This window comes from Prodigiosinella aquatilis, from assembly GCA_030388725.1.
Lineage (GTDB): Bacteria > Pseudomonadota > Gammaproteobacteria > Enterobacterales > Enterobacteriaceae > Prodigiosinella > Prodigiosinella aquatilis.
Map to the genome: position 1 here is coordinate 331,814 of CP128857.1, position 23,502 is coordinate 355,315.

Here is a 23,502-nt window from a genome sequence, read left to right on the forward strand (position 1 = left end):
AATCACCCTATTCCTAGCGCTCAATTAAGGCGATTTTCTGGTTGTAGATATTCATCAGTAACGAAATCAGCAGGCTGATAATCAGGTATACCGACATCGTCATGGCAATGGTTTCAATTGCTTGTCCAGTCTGGTTAAGTACGGTACCAGCAAACAGAGACACCATGTCTGGATAGCCAATTGCTGCGGCTAATGAGGAGTTTTTCACCACATTTAGATATTGGCTGGTTAGTGGTGGAATGATGACGCGTAATGCCTGGGGAAGAATGACTTTACGCAATGTAACTGGTTTGGGAATACCCAGTGACAGCGCGGCTTCATGCTGCCCATGAGAGACAGACTGAATACCGGAACGAATAATCTCGGCAATAAATGATGAGGTATATACCGAAAGCGCCAGTGCCAGTGCGGCCAATTCTGGAATCAGTACTATTCCTCCCCGATAGTTAAAGCCTTTTAATGCCGGGAAATCCCAGTGGATCGCATGACCAAAAGCCAGATGAGACAAACCCAGCAGGATGAACAATACAACCAGTGGGATTGGCCAGGTTCTGCGATGTTGCCCTGTCAGTGCGTGATAGCGGTTGTTATAGCGGCTTATGACAATAGTCAGTACCAACACGATAATAAGCGCCAAGGCTGCCGGTAATGCGCCGGGACCAGGGCCGGGGGCTGGAATATACAGACCACGGTTGCTCAGAAAAAATGCGTCCATAGCACTGAATGCCTGACGCGGCCCTGGCAGATTGCGTAGTACCGCAAAATACCAAAAGAAAATCTGCAACAGCGGTGGAATATTACGAAACGTCTCGATGTAGATAGTGGAGAGTTTACGCAGCAACCAGTTGTCAGAAAGACGGGATAACCCTACTACGAATCCCAGTAGCGATGCGAAAATGATACAGATGACAGATACCAACAAGGTGTTGAGCAGGCCGATAAAAAATACGCGGCCATAGGTATCGCCTTCCTGATAGTCAATCAGATGCTGAATAATGCCAAAACCGGCGTTGTCATGCAGAAAAGCAAAACCTGATCTAATACCACTCCGGTCCAGATTGGTCACGGCATTATGCAGCAAGTAGATCACTATAAACAAAATGGCAATAACAATAATGATTTGGTACAACCAGGCGCGCACCGCTGGATTAGTTAGTGAAATATCACCTTTCACAGTTGGGCGTTGCAGCATGTCGGAGCCTCAGTAACGATAAAACAGAGGTACGGCTGGCTATGCAGCCGTACCTGGTTTTTTTTAGCAGGAAGGATTAACGAACTGGCGGAGCATACTGAATGCCACCTTGGTTCCACAATCTGTTCAGGCCACGTTTGATTTTCAGAGGACTGCCCTGGCCTACGTTACGTTCGAATACTTCACCGTAGTTGCCCACTTGTTTAACGATGTTATACGCCCAGTTTTTCGGGAGTTTCAGATCTTTACCGAAGTCGCCTTCTGCACCCAGCAGGTGCGCCATGTCTGGGGTAGTCGGCTTAGCGGCCAATTGATCGACATTCTTGGACGTTATACCCATTTCTTCTGCGTCGAGCATGGCAAATAGTGTCCAGCGTACGATGGAGAACCAGTCATCATCGCCACGACGAACGACCGGTCCCAGAGGCTCTTTGGAGATAACCTCTGGCAGTACAACATATTCTGCTGGTTTGCTCAGCTTGATACGCAAGGCATACAACTGTGACTGGTCGGAAGCAAGTGTGTCGCAACGGCCGGACTCCAGCGCTTTGGCACTTTCGTCGGAACGATCAAACGTCACTGGCGTATACTTCATGTGGTGCTCTTTGAAGTAATCCGCCACGTTTAACTCGGTGTCAGTGCCCGCCTGAATACAAACAGTGGCGCCATCCAGCTCCGTGGCGCTTTTCAGGTCGGCTTTGCTGTGGGTAAGGAAACCGATACCGTCATAGTAGTTAACACCAGCAAACAGGAAACCCATTCCACCGTCACGGGATGAGGTCCAGGTGGTATTACGGGAAAGGATATCCACCTCACCGGATTGCAGCGCGGTGAAGCGCTCTTTTGCTGTCAGAGGTGTGTATTTGACCTTGGTGGCATCACCGAAAACAGCGGCAGCAACACCTCGGCAGATATCAACATCAATACCGGTATATTTGCCTTTGGCATCGGCATACGAGAAACCGGGAAGTCCATCACTTATGCCACACTGTACGAACCCCTTTTTATGAATCGCATCCAGCGTTGCGCCAGCATGTGCCTGATTGATGAAGGCAAACAGTGAAGCACTGGCAACCAGTGTAGACATAATCACTTTTTTCATAATCATCGTATGAGCCTAGTTAATAGTTATGTGTTGTTGTGTTTTTTTTGGCGCAGTTTTACTTCGCCTACCCTGTCTGTCGGCTCTATGTTCTATAGACATTGTGCCGTCATCACTAGAAAAGCAAAAATAATGCCAAGTCGTTATTATTGTTTCATGGGCGGGGGAACTAAATCGTATCAGCACTTGGAAGGCATAAATAATAGGTATGGAGGGATAAATCAAAGGTATGGAATGCACCAAAACAGAACATTGTTATATAAACGCCCCACTCTGGTGCTGTAACGATAAATATTGATTTTTAGTGTACCAATGCTGCCTCAACGAGGGCGATTGCTACAGGCGGTACTATCCCTTTTAGTGCGGCACGTTCCGGCTGGAACAAAGTACCCACAAAGAATGGATGATCGGATAACTCAATGGCGCGGATATCGCCTTCGTCATCTATACCGGAAATTTTCAGGGTAGCCATCTGAAATTCGGCACGAAAGTCTTCGTTAATACCATAACGACAACGGTAGCCTTCTGTAATATCAATCACACCATAAGCTCTGCCGATGAGTGACTTGGGATCGAGATGGATATCACCCTGTTTTTCAACCAGTTCGCATTGTAACGGTGTGATCACCAGGCGGCCTTCCTGTGTTACCTCAGCATTATTGGCATCCTGCCATTGGAGCACATTACGCGCATATTCCAGCAGGGCGTATTGGCAGCCGCCACAGGTGCCAAGGAAGGGCATCTGCGATTCCCGAGCAAAGCGGATCGCGGCGAGGATATTGTCATCGTTACGATATGGGCTGGCAGGAATGCACCATACCGCATCAAATCGCTTTAACAGCGTAGTAGATGAGAGGGTTTCACTGCTTAGCCATTGGTATTTGACAGTGAGGTTGAGATAGCGTGCGGCCAGTTCGAGTGCTGATGGGATAGCTCGATGGGCGGTGACTGCCACATTATAGTCACCTATCAGCGCGATTTTAATATTGTGTTTCATAACAATCTCCGGCTGGTAAAAAAGAATGCTACAGCAAGAAAATCGGTTTGTCGCGATGAAGTGTGTTAGCAGAATGGTTGAAGATAATGGTAATAACATCCCCGTGAATGGGGATGTCAGAGACGCCGGTTACCATCAAACAACTCAGTGGACGATATGGCGTTGATAATATTTTTCAAGCCGCACCTGTAACTGGCTTAAAACGGTACTGAACATCAGATAAATCAGCGCCGCTTCGATATACAGAATCAGTGGCTCATAGGTAACTGAGACAATCCGTTGTGCGGACAGAAACATTTCAGGCACGGTGATGACTGCCGCGAGGGACGTGTCCTTAATCAAGGAGATAAAGGTATTGGATAGCGGTGGTAGCGAGACAAACACCGATTGTGGAAATATCACCCAACGAACCGCCTGTGAACCACTCATCCCCAATGAATACGCTGCATTCCACTGGCCTTTTGGTACTGACAAGATTGCCCCGCGCACAATTTCTGAACTATAGGCACCTACACTAAGGCTAAATCCAATCAACGCTGCCGGAAAAGCATCCAGAGTGATACCGGCACTCGGTAGCCCATAGAAGATCAGGAATAGCTGTACTAACAATGGTGTCCCACGGATCACCCAGACGTAGAAGTCGCCTATTAACTTCAGTGGTTTAGGGCCATACAAACGGACTAGGGCGAGAGTGATTCCCAGCGCCAATCCTAAGATGAAAGAGAAAATAGCAAGAGGGACAGTAAATTTAAGTCCGGCAGACAGCAAACTCCAAAAGGAGTTTGCCATGAGTTGTAGCCATGATGGCATCTAAAATAGCTCCAATATCAATGCAATTACCTGGAAATGTCTTGCCCGAAGTATCGCACAGAAATCATCTTATAGGTGCCGTCAGCTTTAATTTCATCTAGTGCCTTGTTCAGCGCTTTTACTAATTGCGGCTGGTCTTTACGTACTAAAATTGCCGATGGATCGCCAGTTTCTGCTGTGGCAACCACTTTGACATTGGCATCCGGTTTATGTTTTTTGAAGTCCAGGAATGACAGATTATCATTCAGAGTTGCGTCTGCACGGCCAGTGAGTACCAGCTCCAGTGACTGGTTAAAACCATCGGTCGGGACAACGTTTGCGCCGTAACTGCTGGCCAGCTTGGAGTAGTTACTGGTCAGGCTTTGGGCTGATTTGCGGCCTTTCAGATCAGAGAAAGCCTTAATACTGGTATTGTCACCACGGACAATCAATACGGATTTGGCGTCAATATAAGGTTTGGAGAAATCAAATTTTGCCTGGCGTTCTTTCGTGATCCCGACCTCATTGATGACTGCATCGTAGCGTTTGGCATTCACCCCAGCAATCAAACCATCCCAGCGTCCTTCAATAAATTCTGCTTTGACACCCAGTTTTTTAGCTACCGCGCGACCAATGTCTACATCAAAACCAACCAGTTTTCCTGACTGCTCATGATAAGTATAAGGTGCGTAAGTACCTTCGGTACCAAATTTGATTACGCCAGCCGCCTTGATGGCACTAAGATCATCCTGAGCCTGAGCCAGAAAACTAGTGGCAAATAACGCACTGGTCAGTAACGCAAAGCTTATTTTTTTCATGTGAATTCCTACAAAAATGGCATCTGCCGTTGTTAGCTGGAAAGACTACGAATCTATGTGATGTGATGTTGTTTTACCAATCACATAAAGCAATGGGTTATATCAACAATGAATATGGTGTTCACCTCTTTTTTTACCATGGTATCAAGTTGGCTTATCGGTAAGGCGAACTACACTTGTAACATTAGTACATCATGATGTTGGTAACATACCACCTCGTGGTAACAACTCTACTTTTATAACAGCATCTCGTCATTGCCTTGGTTGCCATTAACTGGAGAGGGAAACGATGAAGCTTAGAATTGCCAGTTATAACGTTGAGAATCTGTTCCACCGCACTCTCATCCTGAATTTGCCTGATTCACAAAAAATTAATGAATTACTGGATAAAGTTCGCCAGCTCCAGATGCTGTTGGACATGCCCACCTATGACGATACCCTGAAAGACAGTGTTTTTAACCTGACGGTTGTTCTTCAACCTTATATTGATATCCGTAAGGATGCTGGCTCACTAGGGGGCTGGAAGAAAAACGCGGGTAAAACCGGATTCAGGATTAACAAAAGCTGTCGTGGGCGTGGTGATTGGATCGGCGAAATAACCTTTAAATCACAAAATTTCAGTGATCAACAGCGAAAAAATACCGGGAAAGTTATTGCGACACTCAATGCTGATATCCTTTGTGCCGTTGAAGTGGAAAATATGGGAGTGCTGAAGAATTTCAATAGTCAGATTCTTGGCAAACAAAAGTTTAACCAGTTTGTGATGATTGATAGCCCGAATGATCCTCGCGGTATCGATGTCGCCTGTCTGACTCGCCATCATATTATTCAATTGCGTACTCATGTCTTTGATGCCGGCAAGCAGTTTGATCCGGTGTTCAGCCGCGACTGTCTGGAAGTCATGATTGATATCGGGCTTAAACAGCCGATATCGGTGCTGTGTAATCATTTTAAAAGTCAAAATGGACGAACGGAAGAAGAACGGAGGAGATCAGCAGAAAAACGCCGTGATCAGGCGGTAAAAGTTGTTGAAATACTCACACAGACCTATGACTTGAAACAGGACTACGTTGCTGTCATGGGGGATCTTAATGAAGATTCTTCCAACGCCTGGAAAAGCCTGGAAGCGTTATTTAGTCTGCCAGATTTACATCCGGTCATCGATCCTGCATGGCCAGAGTCAGAACGTTATACCTATTATTATGCCGGGGGCAAAAAAGGGGAGAGACTCAATCAGCTTGATTACATTTTTTTGTCCACGCCATTGTATCAGGCCATGACTACCTGGGGCGTAGAGCGTCGTGGTATTTATGACATCGACAAGATTGCAGCACAAGAGGGAGCAGAACCCGTTGAACCGTTTCCTGAGGTGACATCCTGGGATACAGGTGCTTCGGACCATGCTGCGTTATGGGTGGATGTGGATATTGACTGACAAGGAATGGGCCTTGTTCAGCTTGGTCGGCTGGCTTAATCCACAACATTTGGATGTGAATAATGCTTATTAAAAAGCGCTTCCCATTTCTGGTAAAGCGCTTTTAATAAATTGGTTCAACTGATTAGTATCAGTTCATGCCGTATTTTTTCAATTTCTTACGCAATGTTCCACGGTTGATGCCCATCATCAGGGCCGCGCGGGTCTGGTTGCCGCGGGTGTATTGCATCACCATGTCCAACAGTGGCTGTTCAACTTCAGCCAGTACCAGCTCATACAGGTCATTGACATCCTGACCGTTTAATTGAGCAAAATAGTTCTTCAGTGCCTGTTTAACCGAGTCGCGCAGGGGTTTTTGGGTTACCTGAGCCTGAGAGTTTACGGTGGAAACAGTCAGTACGTCAGAATTCACGCGTTGTTCGAACATAGTTCTGTCAGCTCTTTTTCTGTTTACGCAAGATTTTCAAAATATGCCTCCAACGCCTCCAGCTGCTTGCTGGCATCCTCAATGGCGTTGAATGTGCGCCTAAACTGGTCGTTTGGGGCATGCTCCTGGATATACCAGGATACGTGTTTACGTGCTATACGGAATCCCTTGCCTGGACCATAAAAGTCGTGCAATTCCCGTATATGCTCGATCAACAAGTGCTTGACCTCTGCCAATGGCATGGGTGGCAGCAGCTCCCCTGTGTCCAGATAATGCTGGATTTCCCGAAAGATCCAAGGTCTTCCCTGAGCAGCCCGTCCTATCATCAGGGCGTCAGCCCCGGTGTAATCAAGAACTGCTCTGGCTTTATGCGGGTCAGTAATGTCGCCATTCGCAATAATGGGAATGGAAACGGCCTGCTTAACTGTCCGAATACTGTCGTATTCCGCCTCGCCATTGAATAGACATACTCGTGTGCGTCCATGAATGGTGAGGGCCTGGATACCACAATCTTCAGCCAATTTGGCAATCTCTACACAATTGCGGTGCTCTGGCGCCCAGCCGGTACGGATTTTTAGTGTTACCGGTACGTCTACCGCTTTCACTACCGCATTCAGAATCTGTTTAACCAGACTCGGATACTGCAATAATGCAGATCCTGCCATCTTGCGGTTTACCTTCTTGGCCGGACATCCCATATTGATGTCAATAATCTGTGCACCATTTTCTGCATTGATTCTGGCTGCTGATGCCATTTCCTGCGGATCACAGCCAGCCATCTGCACAGCCCGTATACCGGGTTCATCACTATGTACCATGCGTAAACGTGACTTGTCCGAACGCCAGACTTCCGGATTGGAAGAGAGCATTTCGGAGACTGTCATTCCAGCGCCCATCGCATGACAAAGTGCTCTGAATGGGCGATCGCTAATACCGGCCATTGGGGCGGCTATCAACCGATTGGGAAGCTGAAATTGTCCAATGTGCATAGACAAAAGAGTGACCATACTGTGCCTGCAAGGGCGCGTATATTACGCATTTTTTACGCGATATGAAAGGCCAAACTTTGAGCAATTAAGTGGAATAGATCAATGAAACGAATCTTTTTGTTCCGCTATTTTTTATTTCCCTTTCCATTACAATTAGTTATACATACATCGTTGTTTTATTGAACAACTAAAGTAAATAAAACATCTGCCATGAATCCGCGCCTGGGCCTGATAGAGACTCGATCATGAGGCGATTTGGCCGCTAATCATTCATCGGCAAGGCTATCACGAATAGCTATCAATTCAGTCAGGTTGCCCGATTTATGCGGTTTTTTTAACCCCGGTAATTCGGCACCATTCTTCTTTTTCTACCACTGGGTCAAGTTGAAATTTATCCTGATAGGCCGCTGCGACATTAACGGCCTGTGTGGCCAATATGCCGGAAAGACCGAGGTATCCTCCAGTCTTTGGCAACTCACTAATCAGCGGGGCCAGTTCGCGCAACGGGCCTGCCAGAATGTTGGCAACGACTACGTCAGCAGACAAATCTGTGGGTTGATTTTGTGGTAAGTACAACTCCAGACGTTCGGAGACGCCATTACGTTGTGCATTATCCCTACTGGCCTGAATGGCCTGCGGATCGATATCAATGCCGATGGCACGTGCGGCGCCCAGTTTTAGCGCAGCGATAGCCAGGATGCCGGAACCACAGCCGAAATCGATAACAGTCTTGCCCTGCAAATCTAACCCGTCTAGCCATTGCAGACATAGTGACGTGGTGGGATGCGTTCCCGTACCAAATGCCAACCCGGGATCGAGCATCACGTTAACGGCGGTAGGATCGGGAATTTCCCGCCAACTGGGGCAAATCCACAGCCGTTTGCCGAACTGCATCGGGTGGAAATTATCCATCCACTCGCGCTCCCAATCCTTGTCTTCCAGTTGCTCGATTTTATGTTGAAATCCCGTACCCAGCAGCGGTTCCTGTTCCAGGATAGTGATAACTTCGCTCATATCGGTTTCGGCATCATACAAACCGGTAACGTCAGTATCGCCCCACAGGCGGGTTTCGCCCGGTAGTGGTTCGAACACGGGGGTATCGTGTGTATCCTGGAATGTAACGGAGACGGCACCGCTTTCTACCAATGCATCGCCAAGTTGCTCCGCATGTGCACCGGAGGTATTAATTTTCAGTTGAATCCACGGCATAGCAGCCTCTATAACCTTAAAGTGATGATGAAGCAATAACCGGCGCTGTATGGTCATGCCCAAACCGGTTACCAATAAGAAATGCCACCAGGCTTAGCAGTAGCGCAGGCACGATAGGGTGGAATCCTGCCAACTGAATGCCAAGGCTGGCAAGCAAGGTGTAGCAGCTTGCACCGCATATCATGGAGCTCAGTGCGCCAGCTGAGTTGGCTCGTTCCCAGTATAAACCCAGTACCAGCGGCCACAGGAATACGGCTTCCAGCCCACCGAAAGCCAGCAGGTTCAGCCAGATAATCATCTCTGGTGGATGCCAGGCCGCCAGCAGCAGCAGCAGGCCAAGAACTGCCGTCACCAGACTGGATATCCGCTTGAGTAACCGTTCGTTGCTGAGTTGATGCGGGTACAGGCCCAGATAAAGATCTTTGATGATTGTCGCGGAGGATTGCAAAAGCTGTGCGTTGATGGTGGACATGATTGCCGCCATTGGTGCGGCCAGAAAAATCCCGGCCGCAAACGGGGGTAATATGGTAATCATCAGTGTTGGGATGACTTGATCCGGAATTTTCAGGTCCGGCAGAATTGCCCGGCCCAACACGCCAGCCAGATGCATGCCCAGCATCAGTATGGCGACAATAATCGTGCCTAGCACAATACCACGGTGTACCGCTTTACTATCCTTATAGGAAATACAACGCACGGCAGTATGAGGAAGGCCAACAATACCGAAGCAGACCAGTACCCAGAAGGACGTCATGAATGTTGGCGTCAGAATATGATTCACCCCTTGAGGTGTAACCAGTTCTGGATTGATATGCCGGAGTGTTTCAACTGCCTGGCCAAGTCCTCCGGCGGCTTTAATCACTGCCGCGAGCAGCAGGAAAGTACCCACAAGCATTACCAACCCTTGCATCGCATCATTTAGTACACTGGCGCGAAATCCGCCAAAGGCGGTGTAGAGGGCAATCGTGATGCCGAAAATCAACAACCCGGTGTCGTAAGGGATCCCGGCAGCCGTTTCCAGCAAACGTGCTCCACCGATAAACTGTACCGTCATGGCACCGATGAACGCCACCAGCAGACTTAAGCTGGCTATCCACACCAGCAATCGGCTCTGATAGCGGGCATACAACATGTCGTTGAGAGTAACCGCATTATAGCGCCGGGCCAGAATAGCGAATTTCTTGCCCAGAATGCCTAATGACAGCCATATCGCAGGCAATTGGATCATCGACAGCAGCACCCAACCCAGCCCGTATTTATAGGCAGCGCCGGGACCACCTATAAAAGAACTGGCACTGACATAAGTGGCCGTCAATGTCATGGCCAGCACGAAACCGCCCATGGATCGGTTGCCGAGAAAATATTCGGTCAGGAAACTGCCTTGCTGGCGACGGCGGTAGGCGTAAACCGACAAACCAAAAACCAACAGTAAATAAGTGATCAGCGGCAGGATAACTTCACTCTGCATCATGATCCTCCAATGCTATATCACGAAAGACAAAGTGAACCATTAACCAGCACAATACGATAAAAAGGAGAGGTAACCACAGACAAGCCAGCTCAAACCAGTGGGGTAATCCGGTGATCCCAGGGGCGTTATCAGGCAGATAGGCAGTTAAAATCCAGGCGAGCAAATATGCCAGCGTTAGGCCCAGCGCCCAGCGGGCTTCCCGGTGTGCCTGAAGAAAACGTTTATCCATTTTTTCCCCAAAGCCAGTAGGCAGTATAGATGTCACAAAACAGAGGATTTTACGGTATGTGGGCCAATTGCCTAGCACTAAAAATAAAAAGGCTGGTTTCAGTGAGTGTTCATTTCATCGTTTTTTGATGATCGACAAAATGTTATCGATATTAAAATGGGCTCTCGCAGATACGAGAACCCATTTTGAATTAAGGTATTAATTGTCCAGGGATCCTGGCTTTCGCCAGCATGAACGACTATTACCCCGATGTTAGAGGCCGTTTTGATTACTCGAGACAAAAAATCATTGCAGGCCGAGTTTTTTCTCCAGATAGTGGATGTTGGTACCACCATGCTGGAAGTTTTCGTCACTCATGATTTTCATCTGTAGGTCGATGTTGGTTTTAATGCCATCAATGATCAGTTCAGCCAGTGCGTTACGCATACGAGCCAGCGCCACATCGCGATTCTCACCGTAAGTGATCAGTTTGCCAATCATGGAATCGTAATACGGCGGTACGGTATAACCGGCATAAATGTGCGATTCCCAACGTACCCCAAAGCCACCCGGCGCATGAAAACGAGTGATTTGCCCAGGACTTGGCAGGAACGTTATCGGGTCTTCGGCGTTGATACGGCATTCTATCGCATGACCGCGCACGGTTACTTCTTCTTGCTTGATAGAGAGGGGTTGACCTGCGGCAATACGTAACTGCTCTTTGATCAGGTCTACGCCGGTAATCATTTCAGTTACCGGATGTTCTACCTGAATACGGGTGTTCATTTCGATAAAGTAGAACTCACCGTTTTCATACAGGAACTCAAATGTACCTGCACCACGGTAGTTGATATCGACACAGGCTTTGGAGCAGCGTTCGCCAATGTAACGGCGCAAGTCATTGGTGATGCCTGGTGCCGGTGCTTCTTCCACCACTTTCTGGTGACGGCGCTGCATGGAGCAATCACGTTCTGCCAGATAGATGGCGCTACCCTGACCATCAGCCAATACCTGAATTTCCACGTGTCGTGGGTTTTCCAGATATTTCTCCATATAAACTATATCGTTGTTGAACGCCGCTTTTGCTTCGGCACGAGTCATGGATATGGACTGAGCCAGGTCTTTGTCGCTGCGAACCACGCGCATCCCACGGCCGCCACCGCCGCCAGAGGCTTTGATGATGACTGGATAGCCAATGCGTTTTGCCACCGCACGGTTTTTATCCATATCGTCACCCAGCGGGCCGTCAGAGCCGGGCACACAAGGTACGCCTGCTTTCTTCATGGCACTGATCGCTGAAACCTTATCCCCCATCAGACGGATGGTATCAGCGCGTGGGCCGATGAAAATAAAACCAGAACGTTCAACTTGTTCGGCAAAATTGGCATTTTCCGATAAAAATCCATAACCGGGGTGGATTGCCACCGCGCCGGTAATCTCGGCCGCAGAAATGATCGCCGGGATATTCAGGTAACTTTTATTGGACGGAGCGGGGCCGATACATACGCTTTCGTCCGCCAGTAATACATGTTTCAAGTCGCGATCCGCGGTGGAGTGAACGGCAACAGTTTTGATGCCCAACTCTTTACAGGCGCGTAAGATACGCAACGCGATCTCTCCGCGGTTAGCGATAACGATTTTATCTAGCATGGTAAGCCTCGTTATTCGATGACAACCAGTGGCTCGTCAAATTCAACCGGTTGGCCGTTATCGATCAGGATGGCTTTCACCACACCTGCTTTATCAGCTTCGATGGGATTCATCATTTTCATGGCTTCAACGATGCACAGTGTGTCACCGACATTCACTTGCTGGCCAATTTCTACAAACGGTTTGGCATCTGGGCTTGGTGTACGGTAGAAGGTACCTACCATCGGTGAGCGTACGATGTGTCCGGCAATCGTAGCGGGAGCCGCGGCGGCCGCTTCGAGCGCAGGTGCTGCAATGGCGGCTGGCTGCTGTTGCAGCATGGGAGCATATGCCTGTTGCATTACCGGGAAGCTGGATGTTGCTGGGATACGACTGATGCGCACTGACTCTTCACCTTCGGAAATTTCCAGCTCGGAGATGCCAGATTCTTCAACCAGTTCGATCAGTTTTTTGATTTTACGAATATCCATGAATGTGGTTCCGTACTCTTGTTAATTGGAGGTTGACAAGCGTTTTACCGCTGTCTGTAAAGCATAGCTATAACCATCTGCCCCAAGACCACATATCACGCCTACAGCAATATCAGAAAGGTAGGAGTGATGGCGGAAAGATTCACATGCATGCACGTTGGTCAGATGAATTTCAATAAACGGGATAGCTACCGCTAACAATGCATCCCGCAGCGCTACACTGGTGTGAGTAAAGGCTGCCGGGTTGATCAGAATGAAATCCGTTTTCCCTCTGGCCTGATGAATACGGTCAATCAACTCATGTTCTGCATTGGATTGCAGATGAGAAAGTTGAGCGTCCAGTGCCAGTGCTTCCTTTCCTAGTTGGTTAACGATTTCCGCTAACGTTGTATGCCCGTACTTATCTGGCTCGCGGGTGCCCAGCAGGTTCAGGTTTGGACCGTTCAAAAGCAAAATGTGGAACTTGTCTGCCATTGTGCTGCTATCTCCCGCGATTATCTCAGTGTCGCACAAAATAACGCGAAGCTATCCGTTTGTCACCCTTTGGTGAAGTAAAAGGTTAGGTTTAACGAAGTAAAGGTGGACATTATAGCCATATCGTAGCAATTGGCAGCTAAATACTGGTCTTATCTGCGGAGATATCAGACCTGTTACCACACAACGGCTCAGCAGGATGCGGGGATATCAGTTTGGAAATTGGTGCATTATGTATGATTAACGCCCCCATTTCTGGAGCTTTTTGTAGCGAAAAAGCAATAAAATGACCGCAATGAAGGCATAAATTATTGGCTGCGGTGACAGAGATTTTACTGACCAAAGATAGTGAATTGGTGCCAGGATGGCGACCAAATAAATGAAGTTGTGCAATTTTTGCCAGCGCGATCCCAGTTTTCTCTGTGATGATTGAGTGGAGGTCAACGTTAATGCAAACAGCACCAGCCAACTCACCATGCCCAAGGTAAGATAAGGTCGCGAAATAATCTCATTTCCCAGTAAATTCAGATGAGTTATTCCCAATTCGAATAAAGCGTAACTGAGTAAATGGAATGTTGCCCAGGCAAAACACCATAATCCTAGTAAGCGACGGCAGCGTATCAGTAACGGTTGTTTGGCGTAACGGGCCAGTGGGGTCACCACCAGCGTAGCCAGTAATAGTTTCAGCGCCATCCTACCCGTAAAATGCTGGATATCTTTTGCCGGATCAGCGCTGAACGCGCCTTGATTGACAGCGATAATCAGCCATATGAGCGGCAAAAACGCTGCCAGATGAAGTACAACTTTTAATAAGCGAATCTGCTTTGCGGTTAAGCGCATTTAAAAGTTTCTCCGGAGATCTAGCCCCTGATATAAAGATGCCACCTGGTCAGCGTAGCCGTTAAATAACAGGGTAGGTTGCCGCTGTACATCCAGTAGTCCGCCTGATCCAATAACTCGCTCGGTTGCCTGTGACCAGCGTGGATGGTCGACATGCGGGTTCACATTGGCGTAAAAACCATATTCATTCGGTGCAGCCAGATTCCAGGTATTGGGTGGCTGTTCCTTCGTTAAGCGGATGTGCACAATGGATTTAATGTTTTTAAAGCCATATTTCCACGGGGTAACCAATCGTATTGGTGCTCCGTTTTGTGGCGGGAGTGTTTTACCATAAACACCGACGGACAGTAGCGTCAGTGGATGCATAGCTTCATCCAGCCGTAACCCTTCCACATACGGATAATCCAGTCCACCACCGACGAAACGATCTTTCTGTCCGGGCATTTGATCGGGATCATATAGTGTCTGGAAGGCGACATAGCGGGCGCTGCTGGTCGGTTCTGCAAGCTTAATCAACTTTGACAGTTCAAAACCGACCCAAGGGATGACCATCGACCAGGCCTCAACGCAGCGGAAGCGGTAAATCCGTTCCTCCAAAGCAAAACGCCGAAGGATGTCGTCAACATCTAGTGTTATCGGTTTTGCGACTTCACCATCAATCTGTACTTTCCAGCCTTCGGTTTTTAATCCGCCAGCCTTGGCGACCGGGTCTGCTTTATCCATGCCAAATTCATAAAAGTTATTATAGCCGGTGACCTTATCTTCTGGCGTAAGTGTCAATTGAGGATGCCATTTGGCTGGTTGGCTGAATGACAATGGTTTCCTGGGTGGTGCTGGTGGTTGATCTTTACCTTTAAACCAGGACAACAGATCGGCTTTGGCACTGAGTGGAAGGCTTAGTGTCGCGGCAGTAATACCAAGGGCTTTCAGTACGGTACGACGCTGGAGAAAAAGTGACTCAGGGGTAACGTCGGCTTCTGTTAATTTGCGATGTTTATGCATGGCGAACTCCCGGTTTTTTCATTTAATGCAGGGTAATTCAGCTTATTATTCATTCAAGTATGCGGGAAAAAGTGCGGTAGGGAAAATCATCTTTTTTACTGGATATTACGGTGGGTTTGGCGTTGTTATTATCTGCTGTGAATGACATATCAAGCTGGATTAACCAGCCTGATATTAGCAAAAATCTAGCTAAAAGCGGTCAACGGTCATCATGAGTGATCACGGTTTTCCTATCCGGACCACTATTCGGCCGGTAACCCGGTTCTCCAACAAGGCGGATGCGGTTTCTGATACCTGTTCTAATGTGATTTCCTGCGTAACCTGTTCATAAAATGAGGCTGGTAACAGCGTGGCCAATCGTTGCCAGGCTTGCTGACGACGAGGTAGCGGAGCCATGACAGAATCCACGCCTTGTAGACGGACGTTACGCAAAATAAAAGGCATCACCGTGGTGGGCAAGGCTATACCGCCAGCCAGACCACAGGCGGCAATGGTAGCGTTATAATCCATTTGTGCCAGAAGGGTGGCCAGAACTTTATTCCCAACCGTATCAATCGCCCCCGCCCAGCGCTGTTTTTCCAGCGGACGGGCATCACCAGTAAATTCGTTGCGATCCAGCACCTGTTTCGCTCCTAATCGGTGCAGATAGTCGGTATTATCGGCGCGGCCGCTGATCGCTGTAACCTGGTAACCCAGAGCGGCCAGTAACGCCACCGCGGTACTGCCTACACCACCGCTGGCGCCGGTTACCACGACCTCTCCACATTCTGGTGTAATACCGCCATCTTCTAATGCCATGATGCAAAGCATTGCCGTCAAGCCAGCGGTACCGATAATCATTGCCTGACGAGATGTTAATCCTTCTGGCAGCGTGACCAGCCAGTCTCCTTTCACCCGGGCTTGTTCTGCCAGACCGCCCCAATGGTTTTCACCCACACCCCAGCCTGTCAGAATGACGGGCTGGCCTACTATAATATCCGGCGTTTCACTCTGGCTCACTGTCCCGGCGAAATCGATGCCGGGGACCATCGGAAATTGGCGAATGACTTTCCCTTTGCCGGTAATAGCCAGCGCGTCCTTATAGTTAATTCCAGACCATTCCACATCTACCGTTACGTTACCGTCAGGGAGTTGTTCCTGGCTGATATCCTGAATATTGGACAGGAGACGCCCATTTTGTTGTTCGAGAACCAAGGCCTGCATGAAAATCCTCCATCAGAGAGACAAAAATTAGAGCGAAATAATTTAATGACTATATTTGTAACAGGTAATATTAGAACTGATAAGCCGCAAAGAATACAGATAGAGTACATAATTAAGCATTATTGAAATATTCGAAAAGCGGGGGTTAAAACGCAGGGATGGGATTTACTGCAAAAATTTCCATGCTGATAACATTGCTAACAACATTGGCTATTTTTTTAATGTTGTCGAGTGGTGTTTTTAGTTTTATCAATTACAGCCACCAGCGAATGGAGTACCAATTACGTACTCTCGCGGCCAGTATTGACCAGGCTTTACTCGTGCAATCTCCTGATAACATCCAGTTTTGGCTCCCGGCAGTAATGAAAACTGCTGGGATTGTTGAGCTGGAAATACGCGACGGGCATAAGCGTATTTATTTTCAGCGATTGCCGGAAACACAGGTTAATGATAGTGGCGGGCCGGCATTTATTTATCGCTATGTTCAACTGCCGTTGTTGCATCATATTGATATGTCGGTGAGCGTCACGTATATCGATCCGCTGATTGGTATACCTCGTTATTTGATGCCGATGCTTTCTGTTCTATTGGCTATCGCCATCATAGCGACGGCGGTATTTTTCTCTATTCGCTGGCTTCGCAGGCAAACGGCAGGTCAGGAACAGTTGGAAACACGGGCCAAACTTATCCTGTACGGTGAGCGTGAAACTGTCATGCATGGTTCTGTGCATGAATGGCCAGTAAATGCTAGCGGGGCGTTGGATCAACTCCTGGCGGATTTGGTGGAAGCGCGGGAGGAGCGTGGACGGGTGGATACATTGATTCGCGCTTTTGCGGCGCAGGATGCGGAAACCGGGCTCAATAATCGGCTCTTTTTTGACAGTCAGCTCACCACTCAGCTGGAAGATGCAGAAGATGTGGGCACGCATGGCGTGGTGATGATGATTCGTCTGCCAGATTTCGAAACTCTGGAGGAGACACATGGCTACGGTGGTGTCATTGAAGAATATCGCTATACATTGATTAACCTGCTTTCAACATTTGTACTGCGTTATCCTTCGGCCTTGCTAGCGCGCTATTATCACAGCGATTTTGCCGTACTGCTACCACATCGGACGTTAAAAGAAGCGGATACGATTGCGGCCCAACTGGTGAAAGCAATTGATATCCTGCCGGTGACGCCGTTGATTGAGAGAGCAGACATTCTGCATATCGGCATCTGTGCCTATCATAGCGGCCAGAGTGCCGAACAGGTCATGGAGAGTGCAGAAGATGCTACCCGTAATGCGGTATTACAAGGAGGGAATGGCTGGTGTGTGTATGACCGCCAGGTTCCAGATAAAGGCCGGGGGAGCGTCAAGTGGCGCACGCTACTGGAGCACACGTTGTCGCGTGGCGGGCCGCGATTATATCAAAAACCGGCTATCACGCGGGAAGGCGAAGTGCATCATCGAGAATTAATCAGCCGTATTTATGATGGTTCGCAAGAGCTGTTGGCGGCGGAATATATGCCGTTGGTACGACAACTGGGCTTAACCGCCAGTTATGATCGTCAACTGATAACCCGCAGCATTGCACTGACCGTAAGCTGGCCGGAGGCTGTGCTGGCGCTACCCATCACAGTGGACTCACTTTTACAGCGTCCATTTTTACATTGGCTGCGGGAAACGTTGCTACAATGTCCGAAAAAGCAACGGCAACGTATTTTCTTTGAACTTGCAGAGGCAGATGTGTGTCAATATATCGGCCGTTTACGTCCGATACTCAGTCTGATTTCCGGATTGGGGTGTCGGTTGGCGGTCACGCAGGCCGGTTTGACGCTGGTTAGCACGACGTACATTAAATCGCTACAGATTGAAATTATCAAATTGCACCCGGGATTGGTGCGCAGCCTGGAAAAAAGACTGGAGAACCAGCTGTTTGTTCAGAGCTTGACCGAGGCTTGTAAAGGTACTCACGTCAAAGTTTTTGCCGTTGGCGTTCGAACCAAATCGGAGTGGCAAACGTTGCTGGATAAAGGTGTTTGTGGTGGGCAGGGAGATTTTTTTGCTTCATCTGAGCCGGTCGGTAACGCGCTGAAAAAATATTCATCTCGTGCTTATGTTTAATGTAAAAGTCCTGTGCGAATTGGCGTAGAATAACGTCTGCTTTGATGTGAGTGGTATCTGCTTTATGTGAGTAGTGAATCACTAAAATGTTAGGTTTTATGTCTGTTGTTAGCGCAGTTTTTAGGGGAAGTGCGTAATAATGCCTTCCGCCATTTGAAGAAATGCCATACTGTGGGTTTCCCGGATCATGGCAGTTTGTGCAATATACACTTTTTCACCGTAGCAGAGCGTGTTCGAGCCTTGTCGCTGCTGCGTGTGGTTGGTAAAGTAGGCGGATTTCATTTCCGCCCCCAGCTTGCAGGATTATCCCTTAGTTATGTTTAAGAAATTTCGTGGCATGTTTTCTAACGACTTGTCCATCGACTTGGGTACCGCCAATACCCTTATTTATGTAAAAGGACAGGGCATTGTACTGAATGAGCCTTCTGTAGTGGCTATTCGTCAGGATCGTGCCGGCTCTCCAAAAAGTGTGGCCGCCGTTGGGCATGAGGCTAAACAGATGTTAGGCCGTACTCCAGGCAATATCGCTGCTATCCGGCCGATGAAAGACGGCGTCATTGCCGACTTTTTTGTGACCGAAAAGATGCTTCAACACTTTATTAAACAGGTGCATAGCAACAGCTTTATGCGCCCGAGTCCCCGCGTTCTTGTGTGTGTGCCAGTGGGTGCGACACAGGTGGAGCGTCGTGCTATCCGCGAGTCCGCTCAAGGCGCTGGCGCCCGTGAGGTTTTTCTGATTGAAGAGCCGATGGCGGCCGCTATTGGTGCGGGTTTACCGGTTTCTGAAGCCACCGGTTCTATGGTGGTGGATATCGGTGGTGGTACAACAGAAGTCGCCGTTATTTCGCTCAACGGCGTGGTCTACTCCTCGTCAGTCCGTATTGGTGGTGACCGTTTCGATGAAGCTATCATTAATTATGTCCGTCGTAATTATGGTTCATTGATCGGTGAAGCCACTGCCGAACGTATCAAACATGAAATCGGTTCTGCCTATCCAGGTGATGAAGTCCTTGAAATTGAAGTTCGTGGTCGTAACCTGGCCGAAGGTGTACCTCGAGGGTTCACACTGAATTCCAATGAGATTCTGGAAGCCTTGCAGGAACCGTTGACAGGGATCGTGAGTGCCGTGATGGTGGCGTTGGAGCAATGCCCGCCGGAACTGGCATCTGACATTTCAGAGCGCGGTATGGTGCTGACCGGTGGCGGCGCGCTGCTGCGTAATCTGGATCGGTTACTGATGGAAGAAACCGGCATTCCGGTGGTAGTGGCTGAAGATCCTCTGACCTGCGTGGCGCGTGGTGGTGGTAAAGCGTTGGAAATGATCGACATGCATGGCGGCGATTTGTTTAGCGAAGAATAATTCGGCCAGAAAAAAGAGGGGGGACCGTATGGATGAAGTCTTTTTTTCATCCCACGTGGTAGCCCCCTTTTTATTGTCGAGGAATATGCAATTTTATGAAGCCGATTTTTAGCCGGGGCCCTTCCCTGCAACTGCGACTTTTTCTTGCTGTCGTTACTGCCATTGCGATCATTATTGCTGACAGTCAGTTGGGGATGTTTGTAAAAATCAGAACGTACATGGATACGGCCATTAGTCCTTTCTATTTTCTGGCGAATGGGCCACGTGAAGTGCTGGACAACGTGTCTGCAACCTTAACTACCCGGAAACAGTACCAACTGGAAAACACTGCGTTACGTCAGGAATTATTGCTGAAAAACAGCGATCTGCTTTTATTGGGTCAACTCAAGCAGGAGAACGCCCGTCTGCGTGAACTGCTGGGGTCGCCGTTGCGTCAGGATGAGCAGAAAATGGTGACGCAGGTTATTTCTTCCGGTACAGACCCATACAGCGATCAGGTGGTTATCGATAAAGGCGCGGTTAATGGGGTTTATGAAGGTCAACCGGTAATCAGTGATAAAGGTGTCGTGGGACAGGTCGTTGCGGTTGGTCAGTTAACCAGTCGTGTGCTGTTAATCTGTGATGCTTCCCATGCTTTGCCGATTCAGGTGTTGCGTAATGACATCCGGGTGATTGCGGCGGGTAATGGCTGCACCGATGATTTACAACTGGAACATCTGCCCAATAATACTGATATTCGTGTTGGTGATGTGCTGGTAACGTCTGGGTTGGGGGGGCGTTTCCCCGAAGGTTACCCAGTCGCGGTGGTCTCTTCGGTCAAGGTGGATACGCAGCGCGCTTATACCATTATTCAGGCGCACCCTACTGCAGAATTACAGCGTTTACGCTATCTGTTGTTGTTGTGGGGCGGCAGGAATAGTACCAAGACCGTGATGACTCCACAGGAAGTGCACCGTATTGCGAACGAACGTCTAATGCAGATGATGCCACATGTTTTGTCCCCACCCAGTGAGATGGGGCCACCTGCGCCACCCACGCCACCCACTAACAATACCCCAGCGAAAGGGAATTCATCGGGAGAACATCCATGAATCTCTATCGCCGGCATGGATACTGGATTATCTGGACCTCGTTTCTAGTGGCGATGGTGTTGCAGATTATGCCTTGGCCGAATGAAATCTATATTTATCGCCCTTCCTGGTTGATGTTGATCCTTATTTACTGGGTCATGGCGTTGCCGCACCGGGTAAATGTGGGGACGGGATTTGTTTTGGGGATAATTATGGATCTGATTTTAGGGTCCACGCTGGGCGTTCGGGCGTTGGGGATGAGCATTATTGCTTATCTGGTGGCGTTTAAATTCCAACTGTTTCGCAATATGGCTCTGTGGCAGCAAGCGTTAATCGTCATGCTGTTGTCATTTGTGCTAGATCTGTTGGTGTTCTGGGCCGAATTTCTGGTGATCAATGTCTCTTTTCGTCCAGAAATTTTCTGGAATAGTGTGGTGGACGGTGTGCTCTGGCCGTGGTTGTTCTTGCTGATGCGGAAAATCCGCCGTCACTTTGCGGTGCAGTGAGGCAACTTAATGGTCGAACTGTATTTGGCTTCGTCGTCACCCCGCCGCCGAGAACTGCTTGGGATGTTGGATATCCCATTTGCAACACTTTCCATTGATGTTGTTGAGCAGCGGCAGCCCAACGAAACAGCAGAAAGTTATGTTAACCGTCTGGCGCGGGAAAAAGCCATTGCAGGCGTTGCTGTAGCACCGCTGGATTTGCCGGTGCTGGGTGCCGATACCATTGTGGTGCTGGATGGTCAGATACTGGAAAAACCGCGTGATGAAGCGCAGGCGTCAGACATGCTGGCGGCACTCTCTGGTCGGCACCATCAGGTGATGACAGCGCTGGCGCTGGCCGACCGGCAAGCAATCGTAAGCCAGTGCGTTATCGTCGATGTTGTGTTTCGTGAACTATCTGATCAGGATATTGCACACTATGTTGCCAGTGGTGAACCCATGGATAAAGCAGGCGCTTATGGCATCCAGGGGAAAGGTGGGTGCTTTGTCAGATCGATCGTCGGGAGCTACCACTCCGTGGTAGGATTGCCATTGGTAGAAACTATTGAATTGTTTAATCATTTTTCTGCATTGCGTAAAGTAAGAGGAACCCATGACCGCTGAGTTGTTGGTAAACATTACACCTTCAGAAATGCGAGTGGCTTACATTGACGGCGGCATTCTGCAGGAAATTCATATTGAACGGGAAGCCAAGCGCGATATTGTCGGCAATATTTATAAAGGGCGTGTGAGCCGTGTATTGCCAGGCATGCAGGCTGCTTTTGTGGATATTGGTCTGGATAAAGCGGCGTTTCTCCATGCTTCCGATATTATGCCCCACACAGAGTGTGTCGCCGGGGATGAACAGAAAAATTTCCATGTCCGGGATATCGCTGAGTTGGTACGTCAGGGACAGGATCTGATGGTGCAGGTGGTCAAGGATCCGCTGGGTACCAAAGGAGCCCGTTTAACGACGGATATTACGCTACCTTCACGCTATCTGGTTTTTATGCCGGGAGCCTCCCATGTGGGTGTTTCACAGCGAATTGAAAGTGAAACAGAGCGTGAGCGTCTGAAAAAAACAGTAGCAGAATATTGTGATGAGCAGGGCGGGTTTATTATTCGCACCGCAGCGGAAGGCGTTGGTGAAGAGGAATTGATGCAGGATGCCGCGTTCCTTAAGCGTTTGTGGAGCAAGGTGATGGAGCGTAAAAAACGCAACCAGACCAAGTACAGACTCTATGGCGAACTGGCTCTGGCACAGCGTATTCTGCGTGATTTTGCCGGTGCTGCGCTGGATCGTATTCGCGTCGATTCCCGGTTGACCTATGATTCTCTACTGGTGTTCACCGCAGAGTATATTCCGGAAATGACCAGCAAGCTGGAGCATTACGTCGGTAAACAACCTATCTTTGACCTCTATGATGTGGAGAACGAAATTCAGCGAGCGCTGGATCGGAAAGTAGAGTTGAAGTCAGGTGGTTATCTGATTATTGACCAAACGGAAGCAATGACCACTATTGATATTAATACCGGCGCGTTTGTGGGCCATCGCAATCTGGATGAAACCATTTTCAATACCAATATAGAAGCAACCCAGGCCATTGCCCGCCAGCTACGGTTGCGTAACCTTGGTGGGATTATCATTATTGATTTCATTGACATGAATAATGAGGATCACCGCCGGCGCGTACTAAATTCATTAGAGCTGGCATTGAGTAAAGATCGGGTGAAAACCAGTATTAGTGGTTTCTCTCAACTAGGATTAGTAGAGATGACGCGCAAACGTACCCGTGAAAGTATAGAGCATGTATTGTGTAATGAATGTCCCACCTGCCATGGTCGGGGCAGAGTGAAAACGGTGGAAACCGTCTGCTATGAAATCATGCGTGAAATTGTTCGTGTCCATCATGCCTATGACTCTGACCGCTTCCTGGTGTATGCCTCACCCTTGGTTTGTGATGCACTGAAAAGCGAAGAATCTCATGCTTTGGCAGAAGTGGAAATTTTCGTGGGCAAACAGGTCAAAGTGCAGATTGAACCCTTGTATAGTCAGGAACAGTTTGATGTTGTCATGATGTGACACTGACTGAATTATCCTGTGGATGTCAGTCCGTGGGAGGAAATGGCTTCTGCGCGGTCATCATCACGACGGCCGGAGCCTGGACTATATGGTTTTCGTGCGTTATCCGCGACGAAAAAC

Annotated in this window: 24 protein-coding genes; 7 read left to right on the forward strand and 17 right to left on the reverse strand. The window is 48.6% G+C overall.

Annotated elements, in window-relative coordinates:
- Nucleotides 1-13: 13 nt before the first annotated feature.
- The 5 genes from PCO85_01525 to PCO85_01545 form a co-directional block, all read right to left on the reverse strand.
- Complete coding sequence (locus PCO85_01525; protein ID WJV54190.1) at nt 14-1,192, reverse strand: amino acid ABC transporter permease; 1,179 nt, start codon at nt 1,190-1,192, stop codon at nt 14-16.
- Between the two features lie 76 nt (nt 1,193-1,268).
- Entirely contained in the window at nt 1,269-2,294 is a 1,026-nt protein-coding gene (locus PCO85_01530; GenBank protein WJV55959.1) for an amino acid ABC transporter substrate-binding protein, read from the reverse strand.
- A 301-nt stretch (nt 2,295-2,595) separates the two neighbouring features.
- Nucleotides 2,596-3,291, reverse strand: a complete 696-nt coding sequence (locus PCO85_01535) for a CTP synthase (GenBank protein ID WJV54191.1) — start codon at nt 3,289-3,291, stop codon at nt 2,596-2,598.
- Nucleotides 3,292-3,435: 144 nt separating this feature from the next.
- Nucleotides 3,436-4,101: an amino acid ABC transporter permease gene (locus tag PCO85_01540; GenBank protein WJV54192.1), complete on the reverse strand. Its 666-nt coding sequence runs from the start codon at nt 4,099-4,101 to the stop codon at nt 3,436-3,438.
- A 26-nt stretch (nt 4,102-4,127) separates the two neighbouring features.
- Nucleotides 4,128-4,898 carry an amino acid ABC transporter substrate-binding protein gene (locus PCO85_01545; protein ID WJV54193.1) on the reverse strand — a complete coding sequence of 257 codons (771 nt, stop codon included), beginning with the start codon at nt 4,896-4,898 and terminating at the stop codon, nt 4,128-4,130.
- A 289-nt stretch (nt 4,899-5,187) separates the two neighbouring features.
- Between PCO85_01545 and PCO85_01550 the strand changes: the two genes are divergently transcribed.
- A complete protein-coding gene (locus PCO85_01550; protein ID WJV54194.1) occupies nt 5,188-6,333 on the forward strand; it encodes an endonuclease in 1,146 nt (381 codons plus the stop codon).
- A 130-nt stretch (nt 6,334-6,463) separates the two neighbouring features.
- Here PCO85_01550 and fis read toward each other — a convergent pair whose 3' ends face one another.
- The 11 genes from fis to PCO85_01605 form a co-directional block, all read right to left on the reverse strand.
- Nucleotides 6,464-6,760 (reverse strand): DNA-binding transcriptional regulator Fis, encoded by a 297-nt coding sequence (fis, locus tag PCO85_01555; protein ID WJV54195.1) that lies wholly within the window; start codon nt 6,758-6,760, stop codon nt 6,464-6,466.
- Between the two features lie 23 nt (nt 6,761-6,783).
- Complete coding sequence (gene dusB, locus PCO85_01560) at nt 6,784-7,749, reverse strand: tRNA dihydrouridine synthase DusB (GenBank protein ID WJV55960.1); 966 nt, start codon at nt 7,747-7,749, stop codon at nt 6,784-6,786.
- Nucleotides 7,750-8,070: 321 nt separating this feature from the next.
- Nucleotides 8,071-8,958, reverse strand: a complete 888-nt coding sequence (prmA, locus tag PCO85_01565; GenBank protein ID WJV54196.1) for a 50S ribosomal protein L11 methyltransferase — start codon at nt 8,956-8,958, stop codon at nt 8,071-8,073.
- A 16-nt stretch (nt 8,959-8,974) separates the two neighbouring features.
- On the reverse strand, nt 8,975-10,426 hold the full coding sequence (gene panF / locus PCO85_01570) for a sodium/pantothenate symporter (protein ID WJV55961.1): 1,452 nt from the start codon (nt 10,424-10,426) through the stop codon (nt 8,975-8,977).
- Nucleotides 10,416-10,658 carry a YhdT family protein gene (locus PCO85_01575; protein WJV54197.1) on the reverse strand — a complete coding sequence of 81 codons (243 nt, stop codon included), beginning with the start codon at nt 10,656-10,658 and terminating at the stop codon, nt 10,416-10,418. The genes panF and PCO85_01575 overlap by 11 nt, the downstream gene beginning before the upstream one ends.
- A gap of 285 nt (nt 10,659-10,943) precedes the next feature.
- A complete protein-coding gene (gene accC / locus PCO85_01580; GenBank protein WJV54198.1) occupies nt 10,944-12,287 on the reverse strand; it encodes an acetyl-CoA carboxylase biotin carboxylase subunit in 1,344 nt (447 codons plus the stop codon).
- A gap of 11 nt (nt 12,288-12,298) precedes the next feature.
- A complete protein-coding gene (accB, locus tag PCO85_01585; protein ID WJV54199.1) occupies nt 12,299-12,757 on the reverse strand; it encodes an acetyl-CoA carboxylase biotin carboxyl carrier protein in 459 nt (152 codons plus the stop codon).
- Nucleotides 12,758-12,778: 21 nt separating this feature from the next.
- Nucleotides 12,779-13,231 (reverse strand): type II 3-dehydroquinate dehydratase, encoded by a 453-nt coding sequence (gene aroQ, locus PCO85_01590; GenBank protein WJV54200.1) that lies wholly within the window; start codon nt 13,229-13,231, stop codon nt 12,779-12,781.
- A gap of 240 nt (nt 13,232-13,471) precedes the next feature.
- Entirely contained in the window at nt 13,472-14,071 is a 600-nt protein-coding gene (gene msrQ / locus PCO85_01595; protein WJV54201.1) for a protein-methionine-sulfoxide reductase heme-binding subunit MsrQ, read from the reverse strand.
- On the reverse strand, nt 14,072-15,073 hold the full coding sequence (gene msrP, locus PCO85_01600) for a protein-methionine-sulfoxide reductase catalytic subunit MsrP (GenBank protein ID WJV54202.1): 1,002 nt from the start codon (nt 15,071-15,073) through the stop codon (nt 14,072-14,074).
- A 219-nt stretch (nt 15,074-15,292) separates the two neighbouring features.
- Complete coding sequence (locus PCO85_01605; protein WJV54203.1) at nt 15,293-16,276, reverse strand: MDR family oxidoreductase; 984 nt, start codon at nt 16,274-16,276, stop codon at nt 15,293-15,295.
- Between the two features lie 158 nt (nt 16,277-16,434).
- Between PCO85_01605 and csrD the strand changes: the two genes are divergently transcribed.
- Nucleotides 16,435-18,384 carry an RNase E specificity factor CsrD gene (csrD, locus tag PCO85_01610; protein ID WJV54204.1) on the forward strand — a complete coding sequence of 650 codons (1,950 nt, stop codon included), beginning with the start codon at nt 16,435-16,437 and terminating at the stop codon, nt 18,382-18,384.
- Nucleotides 18,385-18,504: 120 nt separating this feature from the next.
- Here csrD and PCO85_01615 read toward each other — a convergent pair whose 3' ends face one another.
- Nucleotides 18,505-18,666, reverse strand: a complete 162-nt coding sequence (locus PCO85_01615; protein ID WJV54205.1) for a hypothetical protein — start codon at nt 18,664-18,666, stop codon at nt 18,505-18,507.
- Nucleotides 18,667-18,700: 34 nt separating this feature from the next.
- On the opposite strand from PCO85_01615, the gene mreB reads away from it, so the two are divergent.
- The 5 genes from mreB to rng all read left to right on the forward strand — a co-directional run bounded on the left by mreB (nt 18,701) and on the right by rng (nt 23,382).
- A complete protein-coding gene (mreB, locus tag PCO85_01620) occupies nt 18,701-19,744 on the forward strand; it encodes a rod shape-determining protein MreB (protein ID WJV54206.1) in 1,044 nt (347 codons plus the stop codon).
- 95 nt (nt 19,745-19,839) lie between these two features.
- A complete protein-coding gene (gene mreC, locus PCO85_01625) occupies nt 19,840-20,835 on the forward strand; it encodes a rod shape-determining protein MreC (protein WJV54207.1) in 996 nt (331 codons plus the stop codon).
- Nucleotides 20,832-21,320, forward strand: coding sequence for a rod shape-determining protein MreD (gene mreD / locus PCO85_01630; GenBank protein ID WJV54208.1), 489 nt, complete (start codon nt 20,832-20,834; stop codon nt 21,318-21,320). Before mreC ends, mreD begins: the two co-directional genes overlap by 4 nt.
- 9 nt (nt 21,321-21,329) lie before the next feature.
- Nucleotides 21,330-21,923, forward strand: a complete 594-nt coding sequence (locus PCO85_01635) for a nucleoside triphosphate pyrophosphatase (GenBank protein WJV54209.1) — start codon at nt 21,330-21,332, stop codon at nt 21,921-21,923.
- A complete protein-coding gene (rng, locus tag PCO85_01640; GenBank protein ID WJV54210.1) occupies nt 21,913-23,382 on the forward strand; it encodes a ribonuclease G in 1,470 nt (489 codons plus the stop codon). Before PCO85_01635 ends, rng begins: the two co-directional genes overlap by 11 nt.
- Nucleotides 23,383-23,502: the final 120 nt, after the last annotated feature.

What these genes read in the sequence shown, in the direction of transcription:
- aroQ (WJV54200.1), bottom strand. Translation starts at nt 13,231, where the DNA reads ATGGCAGACAAGTTCCACATTTTGCTTTTGAACGGTCCAAACCTGAAC.
- PCO85_01525 (WJV54190.1), bottom strand. Translation starts at nt 1,192, where the DNA reads ATGCTGCAACGCCCAACTGTGAAAGGTGATATTTCACTAACTAATCCA.
- PCO85_01605 (WJV54203.1), bottom strand. Translation starts at nt 16,276, where the DNA reads ATGCAGGCCTTGGTTCTCGAACAACAAAATGGGCGTCTCCTGTCCAAT.
- fis (WJV54195.1), bottom strand. Translation starts at nt 6,760, where the DNA reads ATGTTCGAACAACGCGTGAATTCTGACGTACTGACTGTTTCCACCGTA.
- accC (WJV54198.1), bottom strand. Translation starts at nt 12,287, where the DNA reads ATGCTAGATAAAATCGTTATCGCTAACCGCGGAGAGATCGCGTTGCGT.
- msrQ (WJV54201.1), bottom strand. Translation starts at nt 14,071, where the DNA reads ATGCGCTTAACCGCAAAGCAGATTCGCTTATTAAAAGTTGTACTTCAT.
- prmA (WJV54196.1), bottom strand. Translation starts at nt 8,958, where the DNA reads ATGCCGTGGATTCAACTGAAAATTAATACCTCCGGTGCACATGCGGAG.
- PCO85_01535 (WJV54191.1), bottom strand. Translation starts at nt 3,291, where the DNA reads ATGAAACACAATATTAAAATCGCGCTGATAGGTGACTATAATGTGGCA.
- PCO85_01550 (WJV54194.1), top strand. Translation starts at nt 5,188, where the DNA reads ATGAAGCTTAGAATTGCCAGTTATAACGTTGAGAATCTGTTCCACCGC.
- PCO85_01575 (WJV54197.1), bottom strand. Translation starts at nt 10,658, where the DNA reads ATGGATAAACGTTTTCTTCAGGCACACCGGGAAGCCCGCTGGGCGCTG.
- mreC (WJV54207.1), top strand. Translation starts at nt 19,840, where the DNA reads ATGAAGCCGATTTTTAGCCGGGGCCCTTCCCTGCAACTGCGACTTTTT.
- PCO85_01540 (WJV54192.1), bottom strand. Translation starts at nt 4,101, where the DNA reads ATGCCATCATGGCTACAACTCATGGCAAACTCCTTTTGGAGTTTGCTG.
- accB (WJV54199.1), bottom strand. Translation starts at nt 12,757, where the DNA reads ATGGATATTCGTAAAATCAAAAAACTGATCGAACTGGTTGAAGAATCT.
- dusB (WJV55960.1), bottom strand. Translation starts at nt 7,749, where the DNA reads ATGCACATTGGACAATTTCAGCTTCCCAATCGGTTGATAGCCGCCCCA.
- mreD (WJV54208.1), top strand. Translation starts at nt 20,832, where the DNA reads ATGAATCTCTATCGCCGGCATGGATACTGGATTATCTGGACCTCGTTT.
- csrD (WJV54204.1), top strand. Translation starts at nt 16,435, where the DNA reads ATGGGATTTACTGCAAAAATTTCCATGCTGATAACATTGCTAACAACA.
- PCO85_01530 (WJV55959.1), bottom strand. Translation starts at nt 2,294, where the DNA reads ATGAAAAAAGTGATTATGTCTACACTGGTTGCCAGTGCTTCACTGTTT.
- mreB (WJV54206.1), top strand. Translation starts at nt 18,701, where the DNA reads ATGTTTAAGAAATTTCGTGGCATGTTTTCTAACGACTTGTCCATCGAC.
- PCO85_01615 (WJV54205.1), bottom strand. Translation starts at nt 18,666, where the DNA reads ATGAAATCCGCCTACTTTACCAACCACACGCAGCAGCGACAAGGCTCG.
- msrP (WJV54202.1), bottom strand. Translation starts at nt 15,073, where the DNA reads ATGCATAAACATCGCAAATTAACAGAAGCCGACGTTACCCCTGAGTCA.
- PCO85_01545 (WJV54193.1), bottom strand. Translation starts at nt 4,898, where the DNA reads ATGAAAAAAATAAGCTTTGCGTTACTGACCAGTGCGTTATTTGCCACT.
- PCO85_01635 (WJV54209.1), top strand. Translation starts at nt 21,330, where the DNA reads ATGGTCGAACTGTATTTGGCTTCGTCGTCACCCCGCCGCCGAGAACTG.
- panF (WJV55961.1), bottom strand. Translation starts at nt 10,426, where the DNA reads ATGCAGAGTGAAGTTATCCTGCCGCTGATCACTTATTTACTGTTGGTT.
- rng (WJV54210.1), top strand. Translation starts at nt 21,913, where the DNA reads ATGACCGCTGAGTTGTTGGTAAACATTACACCTTCAGAAATGCGAGTG.